Source organism: Psychrobacter sp. PAMC 21119, assembly GCF_000247495.1.
Lineage (GTDB): Bacteria > Pseudomonadota > Gammaproteobacteria > Pseudomonadales > Moraxellaceae > Psychrobacter > Psychrobacter glaciei.
Genome location: NZ_AHVZ01000019.1, coordinates 66857 through 86336 on the forward strand (window position 1 = coordinate 66857; position 19480 = coordinate 86336).

Below are 19480 nucleotides of genomic sequence, written 5' to 3' on the forward strand. Positions count from 1 at the left end.
TTAAAGGTTGATAAGGCGATCAGGCACTTATCAATCGTAATAGAAAAGGCAGATGGTTGTGTGGGTGTTTTTATGTTTGCATAAAGCCAAACCAACAAAGGATTATAACGTAACACCTTATATTAAGCTGCAAAAAAGATGCTGGAGTCATCCTCCAGCATCTTTTTATAAAATAATATTATTTAACAACTAATGGTACGTGCTAAATATTTAGGCTAAGCGTAATAGCTCATTTACCGATGTTTTTGCACGAGTTTGCGCATCTACTTTTTTCACGATGATAGCAGCGTACAAGCTGTGCGTGCCATCTTCTGACGGTAAGCTACCCGGTACGACAACAGAACCTGCTGGTACACGGCCGCGATGAATCTCGCCAGTCTCGCGATCATAGATACGCGTTGACTGACCGATAAATACACCCATCGAGATGACTGAGCCTTCTTCGACGATCACGCCTTCAACGATTTCAGAACGCGCACCGATAAAGCAGTTGTCTTCGATGATCGTTGGATTCGCTTGTAATGGCTCCAATACACCACCGATACCAACGCCGCCTGATAGATGCACGTTTTTACCGATTTGAGCACATGAACCCACGGTCGCCCACGTATCGACCATCGCGCCTTGATCGACATATGCGCCGATGTTGACATACGACGGCATTAATACTGCGCCTGCTGCGATGAATGAGCCTTTACGAGCGACTGCCGGTGGTACAACGCGTACGCCTGCTTCCTTAAACTGTGCTTCAGTCCAGTTAGCAAATTTAGTCGGTACTTTGTCATAAAACTGTACATGCTCGCCAGCTGCTTGAACGTAGTTGTCGTTTAAACGGAATGATAGTAATACGGCTTTTTTTGCCCACTGATTGACGACCCATTCGCCATCTTTCTTTTCGGCAACGCGCAAGCTACCATTGTCTAGTTGCTCAAGGACTTGATTGATAGCATCACGTACGTCTTGTGGCATAGTGCTTGGGCTGTATTCATTGCGGTTTTCAAAGGCTTGTTCGATGGTTTGTTGTAATGACATGGATAAAAATTCCTAAGATGGATGAAAGGTAAATAAAAAGATTTTATCGTTAACTATATCGTAAAGAATCGACTAAAAATATTGCCTGCCACATTGTCGCTAATTTGGCAGCTTTTAGCAAATAAGTTGGGCGTAATGGTCATTGCTTATAATAAATAATGCCGTCTAGACCGTTGAGCTATTATCGTCTATCCATTCTAAGATATCGTGATAGACCACTTTATTAGCCTGCTCATGTAGGGGCTCATGGCGCATGTTTGGATAGAGCTTTACACTCACGTTATTAAAATTTTGTTTCTTTAGGCGGCTGACAATATTGCGAATGCCGCTGCCCATGTCACCGATGGGGTCGCTTTTTCCACTGGCAAAAAGCATCGGAAAGTCTTTGGCAATTGTCGTCGCCCAGCCTTTATGCAAGCTAGTTGCCATCAAGGTAAACAGCGTCATAAAACCATTATTGGTAAAGTCAAAACCTGTGAGCGGATCGGCTTCATAAGCGGCGATATTGGCTGGGTTTTCACTGATCCAAGCAAACTGTGAGTCAGAAGTACGGTTATTAAGCTTGCTGTTAAGTACCTTGTTCATTACCTTGGCAAATACGGCGTTTGGCTTTCTTGGTGCAGCTTTTGCCAATAGTTTATTGATTGGTAGTAGCACTTTGGTTAACGGATTGGCATCAGCAGTACCCATCAAGATAGCACCAGCAAAGTCTTGAGCATGGTGCTTTAGGACATTACGGACAATAAATGAGCCCATAGAGTGTCCCATGACAAAGTGCGGCACATGAGGATGACGAGCCTTTAAGCTATCAGCCATAACGATGACGTCTTTTAACAATGACTGCACCGGATGCTCGCTACCAAAAAACCCCAAATCAGCGTGTGTTTTTACCGTTTGACCATGACCAAGCTGATCGTAAGTTGCTACGGCAACACCATTATCAGCCAAAAACTGGGCAAAGTCCGCATAGCGACCGCTATGCTCTGACATGCCATGGACGATCAGTAGCGTGGCTGTAATCTTTTTGTCGCTATCGCGCGGCTCAAAGAAGGTATGATGCAGATAGTGGGTATTATCAGAAGAAGTGATCTGGTCAGAATTACTCATAAGCGTAGAATCCTTGCATGGTTAGAGGATAAAAACAAACTGTTTTTATGGTTTTTAAGTGTTTAACGACGAGCACTAAACGTATTGTCAATATGGCTTTGCTATGGAATAAGCCGTTAGTCAGGTTGTATTATCAGGATAGATGATTGCTGCCACCAATTTAATCACAAAGCCTTAGCAGGTCAATATTATTTACTGAATCGTCGTTATCGTACAATAGTCTTGCTTTAAATGCTTTTAACTTATGTTTTAATTTCTATTGCCAAACTATTTAAAAACTATCAAAGACATTGAGCGATGAGATGGCCGAAAAAAAGACACTTGTAAAAATAATGCCTGTAAAAAAACTACTGTTGGCAGGTGCTGGTCATGCGCATATTGGCTTGTTGCGTCGACGCTGTGTGACGCCTTCCATCAAATTAGATATCACATTAATCAGCGCACAGCCGCAGTTTGTTTACTCTGGTATGTTGCCTGGTTGGATGGCGGGACATTATACTTTAGATAATATCCGTATCGATATAAAGTCACTCTGCTCTCAAGCAGGTGTGCGCTTTATTCAGCAGCCAATCGTAAAAATAGACGCTAAATCTCAGCAAGTCATGACCGCTGACGATAGGCATTATAGCTATGATGTATTGTCATTAAACACCGGTGCAGATACTGATATGCGCTGGTTACATAATGCTGAGACGAGTAGCGTTATTACTATTCGTCCATTATCAGAATTTATCACACATTGGCAGCAGATTCTGACGGATGCTCGACAATCTAAAAAGTATCAACTGGCTATCATTGGGGCTGGAGCAGCAGCGATATAGTCATTCCACTATAAAAGTATTACAGCGTTAACCTCGCTTGAGGTATCACATATACATCTACACTCGGTTGCCTTGTACTACTTTTAAATTGAATCGACTATAGAGTTGGTCATGGCCGCTCAATTCGCGCTACAGCAAATCAACACTAACCATCAAGTGACACTGATGTGCGGTGAGCATCTTTTATCGGGATTTAATCCGCGTTTTCAACAGCGTGTTATGAAGCAGCTATATCGCCATGGCATTAGGATGGTTCAGGAGCGCGCAACAGATTATCGTGATGGTCAGCTGTCAACCGCTACTGACTCGTTGACGATGGATGCAGTTATCGCTGCGACAGGCGTGATGGGGTCGGCATGGACAGCTGCTACTGACTTGCAAACCATTGATAATGGTTTTATCGCTGTCAATGCCCTGCAACAGAGCATCTCCCATCCGAATGTGTTTGCTGTCGGCGATGTAGCAACGCGAGTAGATGAAGACATGGCACATTCGGGAGTTCATGCGGTACGTGGCGGTGCTATAGAAGCTGATAATTTGCTAGCATATCTGAGAGGTGAGCCTATGCAGAAGTATCAGCCCAAAACACGTACGCTATATTTATTGTCTTGCGGCGATAAATACGCTATCGGCAGTTGGGGCAAGTTTAGCGTGCAAGGTCGCTGGGTTTGGTATCTAAAGCGGCAAATCGACAAGCGCTTTATAAATGCAAAATAACGCTTTTGACCCGCTTTATAATTTACATTTGACCATGATATTTCCTTTTTAATAAAAATATTAGGGACATAATACGGTATCATTGATTAGTTAAACTGGAAAGAAAGCATAAATTGATTAGTAACTTGTCAATAATAGCTATGATTTCTATTGTGGTTTAATGATGATACTCAAGATTTTTCATTATCAATGAGTTTGTATGACTACTGAGACTGAGTCAAAACTGACTTAATCTGCTAATAAAATGCTACTGAATGGATTCAATAATTTATGAAATCTACCATTGAACTACTCGAATTTACCGATTTTCCCGCTATCAAACGCCGTCAACTGACGATATTACAAGTCAATATGGGCTACTTATGCAATATGTCTTGCGTCCATTGCCACGTGGCTGCCAGTCCTTATCGGACAGAGATGATGTCGCGTGAGCTGGTTGAGATGATACCCAAAGTGCTGCAAGCGCAAAATATTGACACGCTTGATTTGACGGGCGGTGCGCCTGAGATGCATGAGGACTTTAAGTATTTGGTAAAGGCGGCTCGCGCCCTAGGTGTCAAGGTAATAGACCGCTGTAATCTGACTATCCTCATGGAAGATGGGTATGAGGACATGGCGCAGTTTTTAGCAGACAATCAAGTTGAAGTGGTGGCATCCTTACCTTGTTATTCCTTAGAAAATGTAGACAAACAGCGCGGTAAGGGCGCGTTTGATGACAGTATATTGGGACTGCAAAAGCTCAATGCCTTAGGTTATGGCAAGCCTGATTCAGATTTGACATTGAATTTGGTCTATAACCCACAAGGTGCCACGCTGCCGCCCAATCAACAGCAGCTTGAAGCGGACTATAAGCGCGAGCTAAAAGAGCATTTCGAGATTGAGTTTAATCAGTTGTTCGCTTTGACCAATATGCCGATTCAGCGTTTTGGCGCGGTGCTGTTGGCCAAAAATCAATTCCACCCGTATATGGATTTGCTCAAAGAAAATTACGTGGCTGCCAATTTAGCCGAAGTCATGTGCCGCTCGACCATCAGTGTCAACTGGTTGGGTGAATTGTTCGATTGTGACTTCAATCAGCAGTTAGAGATTCCTGTACCCAATAAGTCGCGTCAGCACCTAAGCGATTTGCTGACTCAAAACCCTTCTGGTGACGTCATCGCTATTGCTGACCATTGTTATGGTTGCACAGCAGGACAGGGAAGCAGTTGTGGTGGCGTGCTAGAAGAAGAGACAGCAGACCAGACGATAGAAAACACCTCATCGATTTAAACGGAGTCACTTATGAATATTTTTGATAACATCAGTAAGAGCACAAGCAGTTTTTCAAGCAGTCGTTTAATGATCAAAACGGCAGTGGCCACTTCTATATTATTGGCCAGTGCCGCCAGTTATGCTGATTTTAATCATAGCACTTGGGACAGCTTACTCAATAAAAACGTCACTATGACCAATGGTGGTAAAGCCTCCGTCGTCAATTATAATGGCATGAAAGCGGATAAGAGCAAGCTTGATAGCTATATGGCGGCCACTAGCAAAGTCAGCCAGTCAGAATTCAACCGCTGGAGCAAAGATGAGCAATTGGCCTTTTTGATCAATGTCTATAACGCAGGTACGGTAGAGCTAGTGTTGACCAAGTATCCTAGCATTAAGTCGATTAAAGATATCGGTGGGATATTTGGCTCGCCATGGAAACAAGATTTTGTCACGCTACTAGGCAAAAAGCGCTCGCTCGATGACATCGAACACAATCTAATCCGTGGCTCCAAACGCTACAATGAACCACGTATTCACTTTGCAGTGAACTGTGCTAGCATTGGCTGTCCAGCCTTGTTAGACGATGCTTTTACAGGCAGCAAATTGGATAAACAATTAGAGCAAGTAACCAGTAAGTTCTTGGCCGATAGCAGTCGTAATCGTCTCAAAGGAGGCACACTTGAGGTATCGCCAATCTTTAAATGGTATAAAGAAGACTTTGAGTCGAATTGGCGCGGCACCAAAGATTTAGAAGGATTTTTAGCTCGCTATAGCTCGTCTTTAAGTCTTGATAAATCGCAAACGGCTGATCTAAAAGCAGGTAAAACGAAGATTGGCTATACCGATTACAATTGGAATTTGAATAAAAAGTAAGAATACGGCCAACTATGACAGCGACGGTTTCTATCATTATTCCAGTACTCAATGAGGCAGATAATTTGCCTCATCTGTTTGCAAATATAGACAGCCTAAATCCCACACCGCAGCAAGCTATCTTGGTCGATGGTGGCTCAAACGATGATTCTATCGGCATAATTCAAAGCTTTATCAAAGAGTCAACGCTCGATGATTACCATAAAGTGGATTGGCAAATGATTGAGTCCAGAGCAGGGCGTGCGCAGCAAATGAATGCAGGTGCAGCATTAGCAACTGGCGATATCTTGCTATTTTTACATGCAGATACGCAATTGCCAACTCAAGCTATTGCAAAAGTAACGACTGCTATAAAATCCTCAGAATGGGGTCGTTTTGATGTGCAGCTGAATAGCCGTCAGCCGATGCTTTGGTTAGTGAGTCGAATGATTAACTGGCGCTCACGATTGAGCAGAATCGCTACGGGTGACCAAGCTATTTTTATCAAGCGTAAGCTTTTCGAACAAATCGGTGGTTATCCTAAACAGTCGCTGATGGAAGATGTCGAGTTATGCAAGCAGCTAAAAGGTGTCGCCAAACCTGCTTGTTTGAAAAGTAAAGTCATCACCTCGGCCAGACGCTGGCAACAATATGGCACTTGGCGGACGATTGTCTTAATGTGGCATTTACGTTTTGATTATTGGCGTGGGGTGTCGGCTGATAATATTAAAGCGCGCTATTATAAATAGAAAGAATAAACGCTTACCATGAATCAAAAATCACAAACTTGCATCATTCTTTTTGCCAAATTTCCCGCACAGGGTATGGCAAAGACCCGTTTGCAACCAGCGCTTGGTATTGAAGGTGCCGCGCAAATAGCACGGCAACTGCTGCTGCATAGCATAGAAGAGGCCGTCGCTACTGGTTTTACGGTTGAGCTATGTGTTAGTCCTGCGCCAAGTGATCCTTGCTGGCAAGCGCTTGATTTGCCTGACTCACTGCAATGGTCAGTGCAAGTGGAGGGTGACTTGGGTTTTCGTATGCTGGGAGCCAGTCAGCGAGTATTGAAGAGTTTTGAAAAGGTTTTATTAATTGGTACGGATTGTCCTAGCCTCACGGCAGCGCGTATTCAACTAGCAGTACAGCAGCTAGATCATCATGATGCGGTCATGATTCCTGCATCAGATGGTGGTTATGTGTTGCTTGGATTTAAACAAGCGGATAGAAGTCTTTTTTCAAATATCAGCTGGAGTACGGCTAGCGTGGCTGCGGTGACTAGGCAGCGCATTGCAACATTAGATTGGACACTCGCACTATTATCACCTTTACATGACATTGATGAGCCTGAAGATTTGCAGTATTTGCCAAATGGCTGGCTGAATTCTCACGTCAATATCAAGGTCGATGACAGCTGATAAGCGTTTCAATAAATTGGCTAAAATAGTGCGGCTATATTTATCAAAGTCATCACTAAGACTTTCAACTGGATTGTACATTCAATAAGGATATTGTTATGCAGGACGTGGTTCAAGATTATTATGGTAAACAGCTACAAAGCACTGCTGATTTAAAGACCTCGGCGTGTTGCGATATTAGTAATATGCCTGAATGGCTCAAACCGCTGCTGGCTAATATCCATGATGACGTCTTGAGTCGTTATTATGGTTGCGGATTGGTTTGTCCAGCGTTACTTGAAGGCTGCCGCATTTTAGACTTAGGAAGTGGTTCGGGCCGCGATGTCTACGCACTAGCACAATTGGTTGGCGAGACGGGGCATGTGGTCGGTGTTGATATGACCGATGAGCAATTGGCAATCGCAAAACAGCATCAAGACTATCATGTCGACAAGTTTGGCTATGATAATGTGACTTTTATAAAAGGCTATCTTGAAAAGTTAGATGAGCTAGCGTTAGCAGATAATAGCTTTGATATTATCGTCTCAAATTGCGTCATCAATTTATCCACTGATAAAGCCGCAGTGATGGCGAGTGTGCAGCGTTTACTTAAGCCTGGTGGAGAGTTTTATTTTTCTGACGTCTATGCTGATCGCCGTATTCCGCAACATCTCATCGACGATCCTGTCCTTTATGGCGAGTGCTTGAGTGGTGCCTTGTACTGGAAGGACTTTACCCGTTTGGCAAGAGGCGCAGGATTTTTAGACCCGCGTCTGGTCGAGGATCGCCCACTTGAGATTACTGATCCCGCACTGGCGGCTAAAATCGGTGACATTCAGTTTTTCTCTGCTACTTATCGTTTGTTTAAGATTGCCGCGCTTGAAGACGCCTGCGAAGATCATGGACAAGCAGTGATATACAAAGGATCTATTGAACAGTCACCCCATCGTTTTGATCTGGATAAGCATCATGCTATTGAGGCGGGTCGAGTATTCCCTGTCTGTGGCAATACGTTTCGAATGCTACAAGAATCTCGCTTTGCACCGCATTTTGAATTTATCGGTGATGACAGTCGCCACTACGGTATTTTTACAGGTTGCGGCGAGCTAATGCCATTTAATCAGTCTGTAACGCTAGCATCTGAGCTGGGCGGCTGTTGTTAGTGTCAAAGCTGTGTATAGTCAGTGAAAAGTACTATCGATACATGACGTACTGCTGATATCAATTTTTCTTGCTTACTGTGCCTGCGCAGACAGAGGCTACAAAAAATTGATATCAGCAATACCGTAGCGTTTTTAGGATACTTTGACTATAGTTAGCGTACGTTGCAAATATACGAGCCAAAACCCTAAAAAAGGCCATTAATTCAAGTTAATGGCCTTTTTATATGTGCATGTTTGTATGTGTATGGGAATTTAACACTTTACTGTCTGTCATTATTTCAGACAAGCATCTATCCATACACTTTTAAATATTTAGTACAGCAATGCAGCAAGTCTGGTTTTGGTCTGCTCGTCCATCACGTTCACAGGCGTTATCAGTGCTTGTGCCAAGGCATCATGTGCGATTGAATCTGGCAGCTCAGCGGCAATCAAAGCGACCGCTTCCTTGATTACTTTCTGAGCGTTTTCGGCATTTTTCATCAAGTTTTTTATGGCGTAATCTGCACTGACTGCTTCTTCGGTAGGATGCCAACAATCAAAATCTGTCACCAAGGCCAACGTAGCATAAGCAATGCTGGCTTCACGTGCCAGTTTGGCTTCTGGCATATTGGTCATGCCGATAATACCTGCCTGCATTTGCCGATACCACTGGGACTCTGCACGAGTTGAGAACTGTGGTCCCTCGATACAGACATAAGTTGCCTGTGAGTGACATGCTCCATCAAAAATATCTGCTTTGTCGTAAGCTCGCTTTAGGATATCTGCTAGGGCAGGACATAGCGGGTCTGCCATCGATACATGAGCGACTGCGCCTTCACCAAAAAACGTACTGACTCGCTGCTTGGTCATGTCAATCATTTGATCGGGTACGACCATATCTAGCGGCTCAATATGCTCTTGCAAAGAACCGACTGCGGATACTGATACGATATAGCGCACGCCTAATGTTTTTAGTGCATAAATATTGGCGCGATAAGGAACTTCGGACGGGATGAGTTTATGACCTTGACCATGCCGTGTCAAAAAAGCAACCGTCACACCCTCTAATTCACCAAGGACAATATCATCAGAAGGGCTACCATAAGGCGTCTGTATGGTGATATTGCGTTTATTGGTGAGTGATTGCATTTGATAGAGACCACTGCCGCCAATGATAGCAATGTCGGCAGAGTATTTTTGCGTGTTTTCTACTGCAATTGAAGTCATATCAGGTTCCAAATGATAGCTAGTAAAAGTCGTAAAAGCTGGTGCTACTCGCTTTTCCTCAAAAAATAGACAATAACAAAGGTCTTGGTAAACGGATTTTTTAGAAAGGGTTTTACATTCTAAATATAGCCACTAACGTTTAGGGCGTGTTGAACATTCACAAATAGGCACTGCTGATTGCGAAAACTGTTCTAGACAAGGCGTAAAACGACGGTAATGCTCATGCCTTAACTAGGTTTACAACGCAGCATAGGACAGTTTTCGCATCAGCTCTAATATCAACAGAGGGAACAGGTCTATTTTTTGCCATTTCATGGTTAAAAGTAGACGCTTAGAATGACTAAACTTACTGTTTTTAACGTCGAACTGTCTAAAAAATAGTCTCTGTCAGTGCCATGGTCGAATGTTCAACACGCCCTAGTGATTCTCTTATACATACCTTGAGCAAGCGCCTTAACTGTCATCGCCTGACTTTGTACAAAGCCATTGCACTTAGGCAGGTCATCATCCATATCTTGGACTCGGCGATTATAAAATAGATGCATGCTAGGTTCAGGTAGCGCGGCGACATTAGGGAGATTTGTCGTAGGTATTAATATGAGGTTTCCACCCACTGCTGTTTCTATACTGGGTTTATTGCAGCGCGTACACAGCCCGCGGCTAATATTCGGCGGAAGTTTCCAACGGCGGAATTTGGTTCTAATCAGGTTTAACTTACTCACATCCGATTTGAGTAAAATCGTTACATCATTATACGCTTGGCCAGTGAATTCTTGGCAAATAGTACAGTGGCAGATAAAGCGGCCAATGGGCTTATTATTGATAGTATAGGTGTTGCTAGAACAGGAGCAAGAGCCTTCCTGTGGTATAAATTCGCTGCTCATTAGTCAATCCTTATCAACAAAGTTATCATTATTTATCATATTCAAAATATAGCACTACCTTAGCTTACTATAGTCGGTTCAAGATGATTTAGATACAAGAAAGGCGTGTGAAAGTACTACAGATAGTAGACTGAGCACGCCTGACCTCTTGTCCAATTTGTATAGGATTGACTGCACTATGAGTATTGTTGAGGGTAATCACAAATACCCTTATTTCTGTTTGGGTAATGATAAAGGTTTACACTCGGTCTAATTTTTGTTTAAATAGTTTAACTAATGAAACTTTGTTCCGCATGGCAGAACATGCTAAATGCCCGTCAATTAGAAAAATTACTATTTTTGACTCAAAGCGCTTTATTTATAAGGTTTTGAGAGAACGTAGGCTATGGTTTATTTATGACAGGAATTACTATACTATTACAGGTCTGTAACGCATTAACATTTAAATGTTGATGCCGTTAGATGTATTAAACTGATTATTTCAAGGATGAATGCAATGCTCAAATTTACAAAATCTCCGTTATTTTTATCAGCGATGTTAAGTGCCACTCTAGGCCTAACCGCATGCTCATCGCCAAGCTCAGAAAGCACTGATAGTACGGAAACAGACAGTGCTGCCACTGCTGCCGACAAGCTAGATACTAAATTTCTTACCATCGCCACAGGCGGGGCATCTGGTCCTTATAACATCATTGGGACGTCATTGTCCGAAATCTATGTCAAAACCTTTGGGGTCAACTCAAAGACACAAACCACGGGCGCATCAGTCGAAAACGTCAATCTATTGACCCAAGGTAAAGTCGATATGGTATTGGCGCTCAGTGATGTGGTCACGGACGCAGTCGAAGGTAAAAATAACTTTGATAAGCCGATCGCTAACATTCAACAGATTGCCGTCTTGTATCCTAATGTGGTGCAAATCGTCACCACCAAAAAATCCGGCATCAAAAGCATTGAAGACTTACGTGGCAAGCGCATCGCTGTAGGCGATCAAGGCTCTGGAACGGAAGTAAATGCGCGAACTTTATTAGAAGGGTTTGGCATCACGTATGATGATGTCACGGTCGATTATTTAGGCTTTTCTGAAGCGGCTGATGGTATGAAAGCAGGTAAAATTGAAGCGGCTTTCTTTAGTAGTGGTCTTCCAAACTCGTCTTTGATGGAGCTAGAGCAGGGCTTAGACTTGCAATTGATTACCATCAACCAAGACAAACTAAAAGAAATCATTGCGACCAAGCCTTACTTCAAAACCTTTGAGATTCCTGCTGGCACGTATGGCAACGAAACCGCCATTCCAACCGCAGCAATCATGAATGCTCTGTTGGTTAGCTCTGATCTATCTGAAGCTGATGGTTATAAGTTAACCAAAATATTATTTGAGAACTTGGAAGGTCTAAAAACAGCACACCAAGCGGCAAATGATATCAGCTTAGAGACTGCCCGTGAAGGCATGGTCGCCCCAATCCATCCTGGCGCTAAAAAGTACTATGACGAACAAGCAGCCAAATAATTCATTATGGCTATCGACTGGCGCAGCATTTATTGCCGCGCTGGTTTTTTTTACGCTATGGATGGGCTTTGTTCTCCAGCCTGTGGTCGAAGTGCGGATCAAAGGGTTAGAGGGGTCTGACGATAAGGTGTGTTACTTCGTCGAGCCTGATTTTCAGCTACGCTGGATACATTCTGTAGAAAAGCAATGGTGGGAGGAGCAATACCAACGTGAGAGCGATGGCCTGCTGCTGACCACCACGTATTTTGAAGCCTTTGGCGCAGGTACACCCTCAACCGAAGCGCTTGCTCCCATACAAAAACCTGGCTATCTGGGTTACCAAATCAATGAAAAGCTCCCTAACCTAAATTGGATCGTATCCAGACTGACCAAAGGCGAGATTGATTATGGCGACCACCGTGTTTTGATTCACCAGATGGTGCCAGACTATTCTGAAGTAGTGATCATGCCTAAGACGTATGGTTTAATTGATAGATTTAAAAAGGACTTGTGTCATGAACTCCCAAGTGACGGATCACGGTAGCGTAACTACCATGCCAGACGCTGATGTTGATAAAAATGCTGAGGCAGATGCGATCAACAAAGCGGTATTGGAAAAATATGACCGAGAGTCAATCACGCGTCATATCACCCAAGGACCAGTGAAGTATCTCATCGCTGGAATTTGTATACTCTATTCGCTATTTCACCTTTATATCACCTTTAATCCGATGCCAGCATTGCTACAACGCTCTGTACACGTGGGCGTTGGTTTTGCATTAATATTCTTGATTTTCCCTGCTAGCAAAAAAAGTAGCCGAAAAAGTGTGGCATGGTATGACTGGATTTGGTTTGTGCTGTCTTTATCTGGCATGGGCTATCTGATTTATGAGTATCAAGACATTGTGACCTCGCGTGGCGGTATGGCAAATCAGGTTGATGTGATATTTTCACTGATTACCGTGGTCTGTGTACTAGAAGGCAGTCGCCGAATCACTGGTTGGATTTTGCCGATATTAGCAGGGATATTTTTGTCGTATCCGTTTGTCAGTCATTTGGATTTTATGCCTGACAGGCTACTGACTCGCCCTTATGATATGGGTGATATTTTTGGTCAATTATTTCTAAAAACTGAAGGCCTATATTCTGTTGCGATTGGTGCATCGGTCACCTTTATCTTCTTATTCATTCTCTTTGGTGCGTTCTTAGCACGCTCGGGAATGGGACAGCTGTTTAATGATTTGGCACTGGCAATCGCTGGTCACAAAAAAGGGGGACCTGCAAAAGTAGCGGTCATCTCTAGTGGTTTTATGGGCAGTATTAATGGCTCTGCGTTATCGAACGTGGTCAGTACCGGTGCCTTTACCATTCCGTTGATGAAAAAGGTCGGCTATCACAAAGATTTTGCTGGTGCCGTTGAGGCAAGTGCTTCGGTTGGTGGACAGATTTTGCCACCGATTATGGGCGCGAGTGCGTTCATTATGGCGGAGACCACAGGCTTACCTTATAGCACGATTGCGTTGGCAGCATTACTACCAGCGATTTTGTATTACTTGGGCGTCATTGCGCAGGTGCATTTTCGCGCTGGACGTCGTGATTTAAAAGGCATCGCTAAAGAGAACTTACCAGCGGTAAAAGAGGTGCTAAAAGCGCGCGGTCATATGCTATTACCGATTGTCTTTTTGGTTTTCTTATTAATCAGAAATGTCCCTGTCGGTTATGCAGCGGCTTATACCATTGGTTTTACAGTCGTGGTTAGTATGCTGCGAAAAGAGACTAGAATGGGCTTTTCTGATATTTTAGGGGCATTAGAGGATGGTGCGCGCCAGTCGCTCGCCGTGATGGCTGCTTGTGCGGTCGTCGGTATTATCATCGGGGTCGTGAGTTTGACCAGCTTTGGTACGGTGATGACGTCATCTATTGTCACATTAGGCGCAGGGTCATTATTCTTTACGCTTATTTTAACGATGTTAGCCTCGATGGTCCTAGGAATGGGATTACCGTCTATTCCTGCCTATATCATTACCGCGACGATGGCAGCGCCTGCACTAGCTGGCTTTGATATTCCGATTTTATCAGCGCACATGTTTGTCTTCTATTTTGGTATATTTGCCAATATCACACCGCCTGTATGTCTGGCAGCCTTTGCTGGTGCGGGTATATCCGGTGGCGATCCGATGAAGACAGGATTCTTATCGCTGAAATTAGCTTTGGCTGGATTCATCGTACCGTTTATGTTTATCTATAACCCAACGATGTTAATGATAGATCCAACGGGTCTGGCAGTTACGGCTAAAGATTTCCCACTGCCGCCTATTATCGATATCATCACGGTGGTAGTGACTTCAGTGACGGGTGTCATTGCGTTAAGCTCGGCACTCGAAGGATACTTCAGAGGCGGTATGAATACACTGACTCGTGTCATCTTGGCTATTGGTGCTTTACTATTGATTTATCCTGAGATTACCACTGGTATCGCAGGTGGGATTATTGTCCTTGGTATTGCTATGTTGAATATAAAAACGAACGGAAAGCCAACACCAACTTTAACTGTTTAAAGCGTTGGCTTTGAAGGTTTTACAGGTTTATTAAAGTCACAAAAAAAGGGTGAATAACAAATCTGTTATTCACCCTTTTTCTATTCTTAGGAGATATCTTAGCAATTGTCTTAGCAACTAGTCTCACATCACTTTACTGCTAAATTAGCAGCCAAGTTTGCCTTCAGCTTCTAATGCTTTTTTGCTGCGAATTGGTGCAGGGCAATCTTCGCCATAGTATTGACGATCTGCAAAGTAGCTTGAGCGTACCATGGGGCCTGCCCAAATGCTAAAGAAGCCAATTTTTTTGCCGTAGTCCATATAGCGTTGGAACTCATCTGGATGAACATAACGATCAACTGGCGCATGATTTTTACTAGGCTGTAGATACTGACCAACGGTAATCATGTCTACGTCATGGGCTTTTAGATCATCAAGTAGTGCATAAATCTCTTCTTCAGTTTCACCAAGGCCGACCATAAAGCCACATTTGGTGGCGATATCTGGACGACGCTCTTTATACAGCTTGAGCAAGTCGAGTGAGTGCTGATAATCAGAACCCGGACGGAACGCTTTATATAGGCGTGGCACGGTTTCGATATTGTGGTTAAAGACATCTGGCGGCGTTTCAGTTAGCAAGTCTAATGCTACTTCCATACGACCACGGAAATCAGGAACCAATATCTCGATCAGGCAATTTGGGCTGAGCGCTCTGGCTTCATTAAGCACTTCAACAAAATGAGCAGCACCGCCATCTTTTAGATCATCGCGATCGACTGAGGTAATAACCGCATACTTCAGTTTTAGACCTAAGATCGTCTCAGCCGTATGACGAGGTTCGTCGGCATCGAGATTATTAGGGCGACCATGTCCGACATCACAGAACGGACAGCGACGGGTACAGATATCACCCATAATCATAAAGGTTGCCGTACCATCAGCGAAGCACTGTGGCAGATTAGGGCAAGCCGCTTCTTCACAGACGGTATAGAGCTTTTGCTCACGTAGCGTTGCTTTGATGCGAGCCACTTCAGCAGGTGATGACATTTTGACCCGAATCCAATCTGGCTTTTTCTTCGCCTCGATGGTTGGGATCACTTTAATTGGGATACGTGCAACTTTATCGTAGCCACGTAGTTTTTCTCCCTGAATTGCTTTTTTGGGTTTAGCTTTGGCAGCAGGAACGTGTGTTTGTACGGCTAATGAGCTCATAGTCTTATCCTAAACCCTGATAATCCTAAACCTTTGTAGGATAAGGGTTTTGTTTATTATTTTCTAAGAATAGGTCGTAAAATTCGTATAGGGATTATAGCAAATCTCAGTCTAAATTTCATCCAACCGTTTTATAATACTGTTATTGATTTTTCAGCATTGAAACAGGCCAAGTAACCGTATAAAAATACCTTATATTTTTTTAATAAATATTGACTATGGAGGCGGGAAAGCGCTTTGCTGGTTAACATTTTGCCCATTTTAAGCTATATTAGCGGGGATAATTATTCCATTTGGTACATAGGCGCAGGCTGTCATGCTGACTACCCACGTATTGTGCTAATCCCCAACTGACGAGGACGACTATTGTGTTAGAAGCTTATCGTAAACATGTCGAAGAACGTGCTGAGCTAGGAACGGTTCCGCTACCACTGAACGAAAAACAAGTAGCAGAGTTGGTTGAACTTTTAAAAACGCCACCTGCAGGCGAAGATGCGTTCTTGATGAACTTGCTAGAAAACCGTATTCCTGCTGGTGTTGACCAAGCTGCTTACGTTAAAGCGGCGTTTCTAGCGGCTATCCTTAAGGGTGAAACATCTTCACCGCTTATCAGCAAGCAAAAAGCCGTTGAAATTCTAGGCACCATGCAAGGTGGTTACAACGTTCAGCCATTGGTTGCTGCATTAGATGATAAAGAAGTTGCACAAGACGCAGCTGAAGCACTGAAAAAAACTTTGCTAGTATTTGACGCGTTCAATGACGTGACTGAAAAAGCAGAAGCGGGCAATACCATCGCAAAAGAAGTCGTTCAATCTTGGGCTGACGCTGAATGGTTCTTGAACCGTGCTGCCGTACCAGAAAAAACAACTTATACGACGTTTAAAGTCACTGGCGAAACCAACACCGATGACTTGTCACCTGCGCAAGACGCATGGAGTCGTCCAGACATCCCATTGCATTCATTGGCTATGCACAAAAACTCTCGTGACGGCATCAATGCTGATGACGAAGGCGTTGTTGGCCCGATGAAGCAAATCGAAGAGCTGAAAAAAATAGGCCATCAATTGGCTTATGTTGGTGATGTCGTCGGTACAGGTTCTAGCCGTAAGTCTGCGACCAACTCAGTACTTTGGTTAATGGGTGATGATATCCCTAACGTGCCAAACAAACGTGGCGGTGGTCTAGTACTTGGTAACAATATTGCTCCTATCTTCTTTAACACCATGGAAGATTCTGGCGCATTGCCAATCGAAAAAGTGAATGTTGATAACCTAAACATGGGTGATGTATTTGACATCTATCCGTACGAAGGCAAAATCACTAAGCATGACTCTGATGAAGTATTGTCTACGTTCAAGCTAAACTCACCAACTTTGCTTGATGAAGTTCGCGCTGGCGGCCGTATTCCATTGATCGTTGGTCGTGGTTTGACGAACCGTGCTCGTGAATACATGGGTCTTGGTCATTCAGATATCTTTGCTAAGCCAGAAGAGCCAGTTGATACTGGTAAAGGCTTTACTCTAGCGCAAAAAATGGTTGGTAAAGCTTGTGGTCTAGAGGGCGTACGTCCAGGCATGTACTGTGAGCCTAAAATGACTACCGTAGGAAGTCAGGATACCACTGGTCCAATGACCCGTGATGAGCTAAAAGATTTGGCTTGTCTAGGTTTCCAAGCAGATCTAGTGATGCAGTCATTCTGTCACACTGCTGCTTATCCAAAGCCAGTTGACGTTGAAACTCAGCATACACTACCTGACTTTATCATGAACCGTGGCGGCGTAAGCTTACGTCCGGGCGATGGTATCATCCACTCATGGTTGAACCGTATGTTACTTCCAGATACAGTTGGTACTGGTGGTGATTCACATACGCGTTTCCCAATGGGTATCTCGTTCCCAGCGGGCTCTGGTCTAGTTGCATTCGCAGCAGCAACTGGTGTTATGCCACTTGATATGCCTGAGTCTGTCCGTGTACGCTTCGTTGGCGAACGTCAACCTGGTATTACGCTACGTGACTTAGTGCATGCGATTCCTTATCAAGCGATCAAAGAAGGTCTATTGACTGTCGATAAGAAAGGCAAAATCAACGAATTCAACGGCCGTATTCTTGAAATCGAAGGTCTAGAAGACTTGACTGCTGAGCAGGCGTTTGAATTGTCTGATGCCTCAGCTGAGCGTAGTGCTGCTGGTTGTACCATCACCTTGTCTGAAGCGTCAGTGACTGAGTACCTAAACTCAAACATCACGCTACTTAAGTGGATGATCTCAGAAGGCTATGGCGATGCGCGTACTATCAGCCGCCGTGTTGAGCAGATGCAAGAATGGTTGGCTAACCCAAGCCTGATGCGTGCTGATGACGATGCTGAATACACGATCGATATGACTATCGATATGAGCACGATTAAAGAGCCGATTCTTTGCTGCCCGAATGATCCAGATGATGCTAAGACACTAGCTGACGTCGCTGGTGATACCATTGATGAAGTATTCATTGGTTCATGTATGACCAACATTGGTCATTTCCGCGCCGCTGGTAAACTGCTACAAGATGTACCAGCAGGTAGCTTGAAAACTCGTCTATGGATTGCGCCACCAACTAAGATGGATGCGCGTCAATTGATGGAAGAAGGCTATTACAACATCTACGCTCAAGCCGGCGCTCGTACTGAGATGCCAGGTTGTTCACTATGTATGGGTAACCAAGCACGTATCGCACCGAAGTCTACTGCGGTATCGACCTCAACTCGTAACTTCCCGAACCGTCTAGGTCAAGGCGCTAACGTATACCTTGCTTCTGCAGAGCTTGCAGCGGTAGCAGCGGTACTTGGTAAATTGCCGACTAACGACGAATATCAGCAGTATGCTGGCATGCTTGATAGCATGGGTGAGGAAGTGTATCAGTACATGAACTTCGACCGTATGACTGATTATACTGAAGAAGCAGATAAAATTAACGTTGCTCAGTTGACCTAATTTTGGTTAAATCTTAAGTTAAACGTTTTTAAGTTTTACAATTCTTATTTAAACAGAAACCCCGTATCGTGATGATGCGGGGTTTTTTGTTTAAATTTTCTTCACGACATTTAGTGTTGTTTACCGACAGATGTTGGATTGTAACCCTTCCTATATTAGTTGATAATTGTTGAAACTAATTTAAGGAGATTTTTTATGGCTGATTTCGATGTTTCAGATATAAATAGACTTGTTGTTTCTGAAAATATACTATCTAATGCAGATGAAATATTACTAGATAAGTTTTCTTTAAAGAAAGAAGTGCAAAATTATAGTGGTTCTAAATACATTAAATTAGTAAATGAGTATCATTATATTTTTGAGTCTTGGAAAATTAGTATTGAGCTCATTGATAAAGTAACACTATATATTTGGTCACTGTGTTCTTTTCTTGCACTAGTTTTAAACATTCAAGCAAGTTTTAGCTCCCTATTTTATATGATTACTTTATTTGTTGTTACTATGATAAATGTATTTATATACATTAGAATTATTAAAAGTAGTAGAAATTTTATTATTCAACAGTTTAGAAGTGTTTATGGAGAGTGTGAAAATATCTTTGAAGCCGAAAGCTTGTGGTTAAGAAGAAATTTAGGAAATAGCAAGAATTATAGGAAGTTAAGTGAAGATATTGAAACTCATCGGAAGCTCTTAATAGAAAATGAAAATCATATAGATTTTAAATTAGGTAAGGGAATTAGCACTATAGTCTAATCCAAATAAAAACGATACAATCTTATTAACAATTGCATTTAATGAAATAAACGATGACTTATTCAATAGACTATCGCAAACAGGTAC

17 protein-coding genes are annotated in these 19480 nt (G+C 43.2%); 12 read left to right on the forward strand and 5 right to left on the reverse strand.

Features of this window, described 5'->3' with window-relative positions:
* Positions 1 to 210: 210 nt before the first annotated feature.
* Both dapD and RH96_RS07815 read right to left on the reverse strand, forming a co-directional pair.
* Positions 211 to 1032 carry a 2,3,4,5-tetrahydropyridine-2,6-dicarboxylate N-succinyltransferase gene (gene dapD, locus RH96_RS07810; RefSeq protein ID WP_010199491.1) on the reverse strand — a complete coding sequence of 274 codons (822 nt, stop codon included), beginning with the start codon at positions 1030 to 1032 and terminating at the stop codon, positions 211 to 213.
* 165 nt (positions 1033 to 1197) lie between these two features.
* A complete protein-coding gene (locus tag RH96_RS07815) occupies positions 1198 to 2139 on the reverse strand; it encodes an alpha/beta fold hydrolase (RefSeq protein ID WP_010199494.1) in 942 nt (313 codons plus the stop codon).
* A 302-nt stretch (positions 2140 to 2441) separates the two neighbouring features.
* On the opposite strand from RH96_RS07815, the gene RH96_RS07820 reads away from it, so the two are divergent.
* The 7 genes from RH96_RS07820 (at position 2442) to RH96_RS07850 (ending at position 8340) form a co-directional block, all read left to right on the forward strand.
* Positions 2442 to 2960 carry a hypothetical protein gene (locus RH96_RS07820; RefSeq protein ID WP_026037225.1) on the forward strand — a complete coding sequence of 173 codons (519 nt, stop codon included), beginning with the start codon at positions 2442 to 2444 and terminating at the stop codon, positions 2958 to 2960.
* 111 nt (positions 2961 to 3071) lie between these two features.
* Positions 3072 to 3677 carry an FAD-dependent oxidoreductase gene (locus RH96_RS07825; RefSeq protein ID WP_051000724.1) on the forward strand — a complete coding sequence of 202 codons (606 nt, stop codon included), beginning with the start codon at positions 3072 to 3074 and terminating at the stop codon, positions 3675 to 3677.
* 270 nt (positions 3678 to 3947) lie between these two features.
* On the forward strand, positions 3948 to 4946 hold the full coding sequence (arsS, locus tag RH96_RS07830; RefSeq protein WP_010199497.1) for an arsenosugar biosynthesis radical SAM (seleno)protein ArsS: 999 nt from the start codon (positions 3948 to 3950) through the stop codon (positions 4944 to 4946).
* 12 nt (positions 4947 to 4958) lie between these two features.
* On the forward strand, positions 4959 to 5804 hold the full coding sequence (locus RH96_RS07835) for a DUF547 domain-containing protein (RefSeq protein ID WP_010199499.1): 846 nt from the start codon (positions 4959 to 4961) through the stop codon (positions 5802 to 5804).
* A gap of 14 nt (positions 5805 to 5818) precedes the next feature.
* Positions 5819 to 6532 carry a TIGR04283 family arsenosugar biosynthesis glycosyltransferase gene (locus RH96_RS07840; protein ID WP_010199507.1) on the forward strand — a complete coding sequence of 238 codons (714 nt, stop codon included), beginning with the start codon at positions 5819 to 5821 and terminating at the stop codon, positions 6530 to 6532.
* An 18-nt stretch (positions 6533 to 6550) separates the two neighbouring features.
* Positions 6551 to 7198, forward strand: coding sequence for a TIGR04282 family arsenosugar biosynthesis glycosyltransferase (locus tag RH96_RS07845; protein WP_010199509.1), 648 nt, complete (start codon positions 6551 to 6553; stop codon positions 7196 to 7198).
* Between the two features lie 98 nt (positions 7199 to 7296).
* Positions 7297 to 8340 (forward strand): methyltransferase domain-containing protein, encoded by a 1044-nt coding sequence (locus RH96_RS07850; protein ID WP_010199511.1) that lies wholly within the window; start codon positions 7297 to 7299, stop codon positions 8338 to 8340.
* A 312-nt stretch (positions 8341 to 8652) separates the two neighbouring features.
* On the opposite strand, the gene mtnP is transcribed toward RH96_RS07850, so the two are convergent.
* On the reverse strand, positions 8653 to 9546 hold the full coding sequence (mtnP, locus tag RH96_RS07855; RefSeq protein WP_010199513.1) for an S-methyl-5'-thioadenosine phosphorylase: 894 nt from the start codon (positions 9544 to 9546) through the stop codon (positions 8653 to 8655).
* Positions 9547 to 9953: 407 nt separating this feature from the next.
* Entirely contained in the window at positions 9954 to 10430 is a 477-nt protein-coding gene (locus RH96_RS07860; RefSeq protein ID WP_010199515.1) for a GFA family protein, read from the reverse strand.
* A 496-nt stretch (positions 10431 to 10926) separates the two neighbouring features.
* Between RH96_RS07860 and RH96_RS07865 the strand changes: the two genes are divergently transcribed.
* The 3 genes from RH96_RS07865 to RH96_RS07875 are packed head-to-tail and all read left to right on the forward strand — an operon-like array spanning position 10927 to position 14477.
* A complete protein-coding gene (locus RH96_RS07865) occupies positions 10927 to 11940 on the forward strand; it encodes a TAXI family TRAP transporter solute-binding subunit (RefSeq protein ID WP_010199517.1) in 1014 nt (337 codons plus the stop codon).
* A complete protein-coding gene (locus RH96_RS07870) occupies positions 11918 to 12463 on the forward strand; it encodes a DUF1850 domain-containing protein (RefSeq protein WP_010199519.1) in 546 nt (181 codons plus the stop codon). The genes RH96_RS07865 and RH96_RS07870 overlap by 23 nt, the downstream gene beginning before the upstream one ends.
* 10 nt (positions 12464 to 12473) lie before the next feature.
* On the forward strand, positions 12474 to 14477 hold the full coding sequence (locus RH96_RS07875; RefSeq protein ID WP_051000728.1) for a TRAP transporter permease: 2004 nt from the start codon (positions 12474 to 12476) through the stop codon (positions 14475 to 14477).
* A 144-nt stretch (positions 14478 to 14621) separates the two neighbouring features.
* On the opposite strand, the gene lipA is transcribed toward RH96_RS07875, so the two are convergent.
* On the reverse strand, positions 14622 to 15668 hold the full coding sequence (gene lipA, locus RH96_RS07880; RefSeq protein WP_010199524.1) for a lipoyl synthase: 1047 nt from the start codon (positions 15666 to 15668) through the stop codon (positions 14622 to 14624).
* A gap of 368 nt (positions 15669 to 16036) precedes the next feature.
* Between lipA and acnB the strand changes: the two genes are divergently transcribed.
* Positions 16037 to 18640 (forward strand): bifunctional aconitate hydratase 2/2-methylisocitrate dehydratase, encoded by a 2604-nt coding sequence (gene acnB, locus RH96_RS07885; protein ID WP_010199527.1) that lies wholly within the window; start codon positions 16037 to 16039, stop codon positions 18638 to 18640.
* A 195-nt stretch (positions 18641 to 18835) separates the two neighbouring features.
* Positions 18836 to 19393, forward strand: coding sequence for a hypothetical protein (locus RH96_RS07890; protein WP_010199529.1), 558 nt, complete (start codon positions 18836 to 18838; stop codon positions 19391 to 19393).
* Positions 19394 to 19480 lie beyond the last annotated feature (87 nt).

What these genes read in the sequence shown, in the direction of transcription:
- dapD (WP_010199491.1), bottom strand. Translation starts at nt 1,032, where the DNA reads ATGTCATTACAACAAACCATCGAACAAGCCTTTGAAAACCGCAATGAA.
- RH96_RS07815 (WP_010199494.1), bottom strand. Translation starts at nt 2,139, where the DNA reads ATGAGTAATTCTGACCAGATCACTTCTTCTGATAATACCCACTATCTG.
- RH96_RS07820 (WP_026037225.1), top strand. Translation starts at nt 2,442, where the DNA reads ATGGCCGAAAAAAAGACACTTGTAAAAATAATGCCTGTAAAAAAACTA.
- RH96_RS07825 (WP_051000724.1), top strand. Translation starts at nt 3,072, where the DNA reads ATGGCCGCTCAATTCGCGCTACAGCAAATCAACACTAACCATCAAGTG.
- arsS (WP_010199497.1), top strand. Translation starts at nt 3,948, where the DNA reads ATGAAATCTACCATTGAACTACTCGAATTTACCGATTTTCCCGCTATC.
- RH96_RS07835 (WP_010199499.1), top strand. Translation starts at nt 4,959, where the DNA reads ATGAATATTTTTGATAACATCAGTAAGAGCACAAGCAGTTTTTCAAGC.
- RH96_RS07840 (WP_010199507.1), top strand. Translation starts at nt 5,819, where the DNA reads ATGACAGCGACGGTTTCTATCATTATTCCAGTACTCAATGAGGCAGAT.
- RH96_RS07845 (WP_010199509.1), top strand. Translation starts at nt 6,551, where the DNA reads ATGAATCAAAAATCACAAACTTGCATCATTCTTTTTGCCAAATTTCCC.
- RH96_RS07850 (WP_010199511.1), top strand. Translation starts at nt 7,297, where the DNA reads ATGCAGGACGTGGTTCAAGATTATTATGGTAAACAGCTACAAAGCACT.
- mtnP (WP_010199513.1), bottom strand. Translation starts at nt 9,546, where the DNA reads ATGACTTCAATTGCAGTAGAAAACACGCAAAAATACTCTGCCGACATT.
- RH96_RS07860 (WP_010199515.1), bottom strand. Translation starts at nt 10,430, where the DNA reads ATGAGCAGCGAATTTATACCACAGGAAGGCTCTTGCTCCTGTTCTAGC.
- RH96_RS07865 (WP_010199517.1), top strand. Translation starts at nt 10,927, where the DNA reads ATGCTCAAATTTACAAAATCTCCGTTATTTTTATCAGCGATGTTAAGT.
- RH96_RS07870 (WP_010199519.1), top strand. Translation starts at nt 11,918, where the DNA reads ATGACGAACAAGCAGCCAAATAATTCATTATGGCTATCGACTGGCGCA.
- RH96_RS07875 (WP_051000728.1), top strand. Translation starts at nt 12,474, where the DNA reads ATGCCAGACGCTGATGTTGATAAAAATGCTGAGGCAGATGCGATCAAC.
- lipA (WP_010199524.1), bottom strand. Translation starts at nt 15,668, where the DNA reads ATGAGCTCATTAGCCGTACAAACACACGTTCCTGCTGCCAAAGCTAAA.
- RH96_RS07890 (WP_010199529.1), top strand. Translation starts at nt 18,836, where the DNA reads ATGGCTGATTTCGATGTTTCAGATATAAATAGACTTGTTGTTTCTGAA.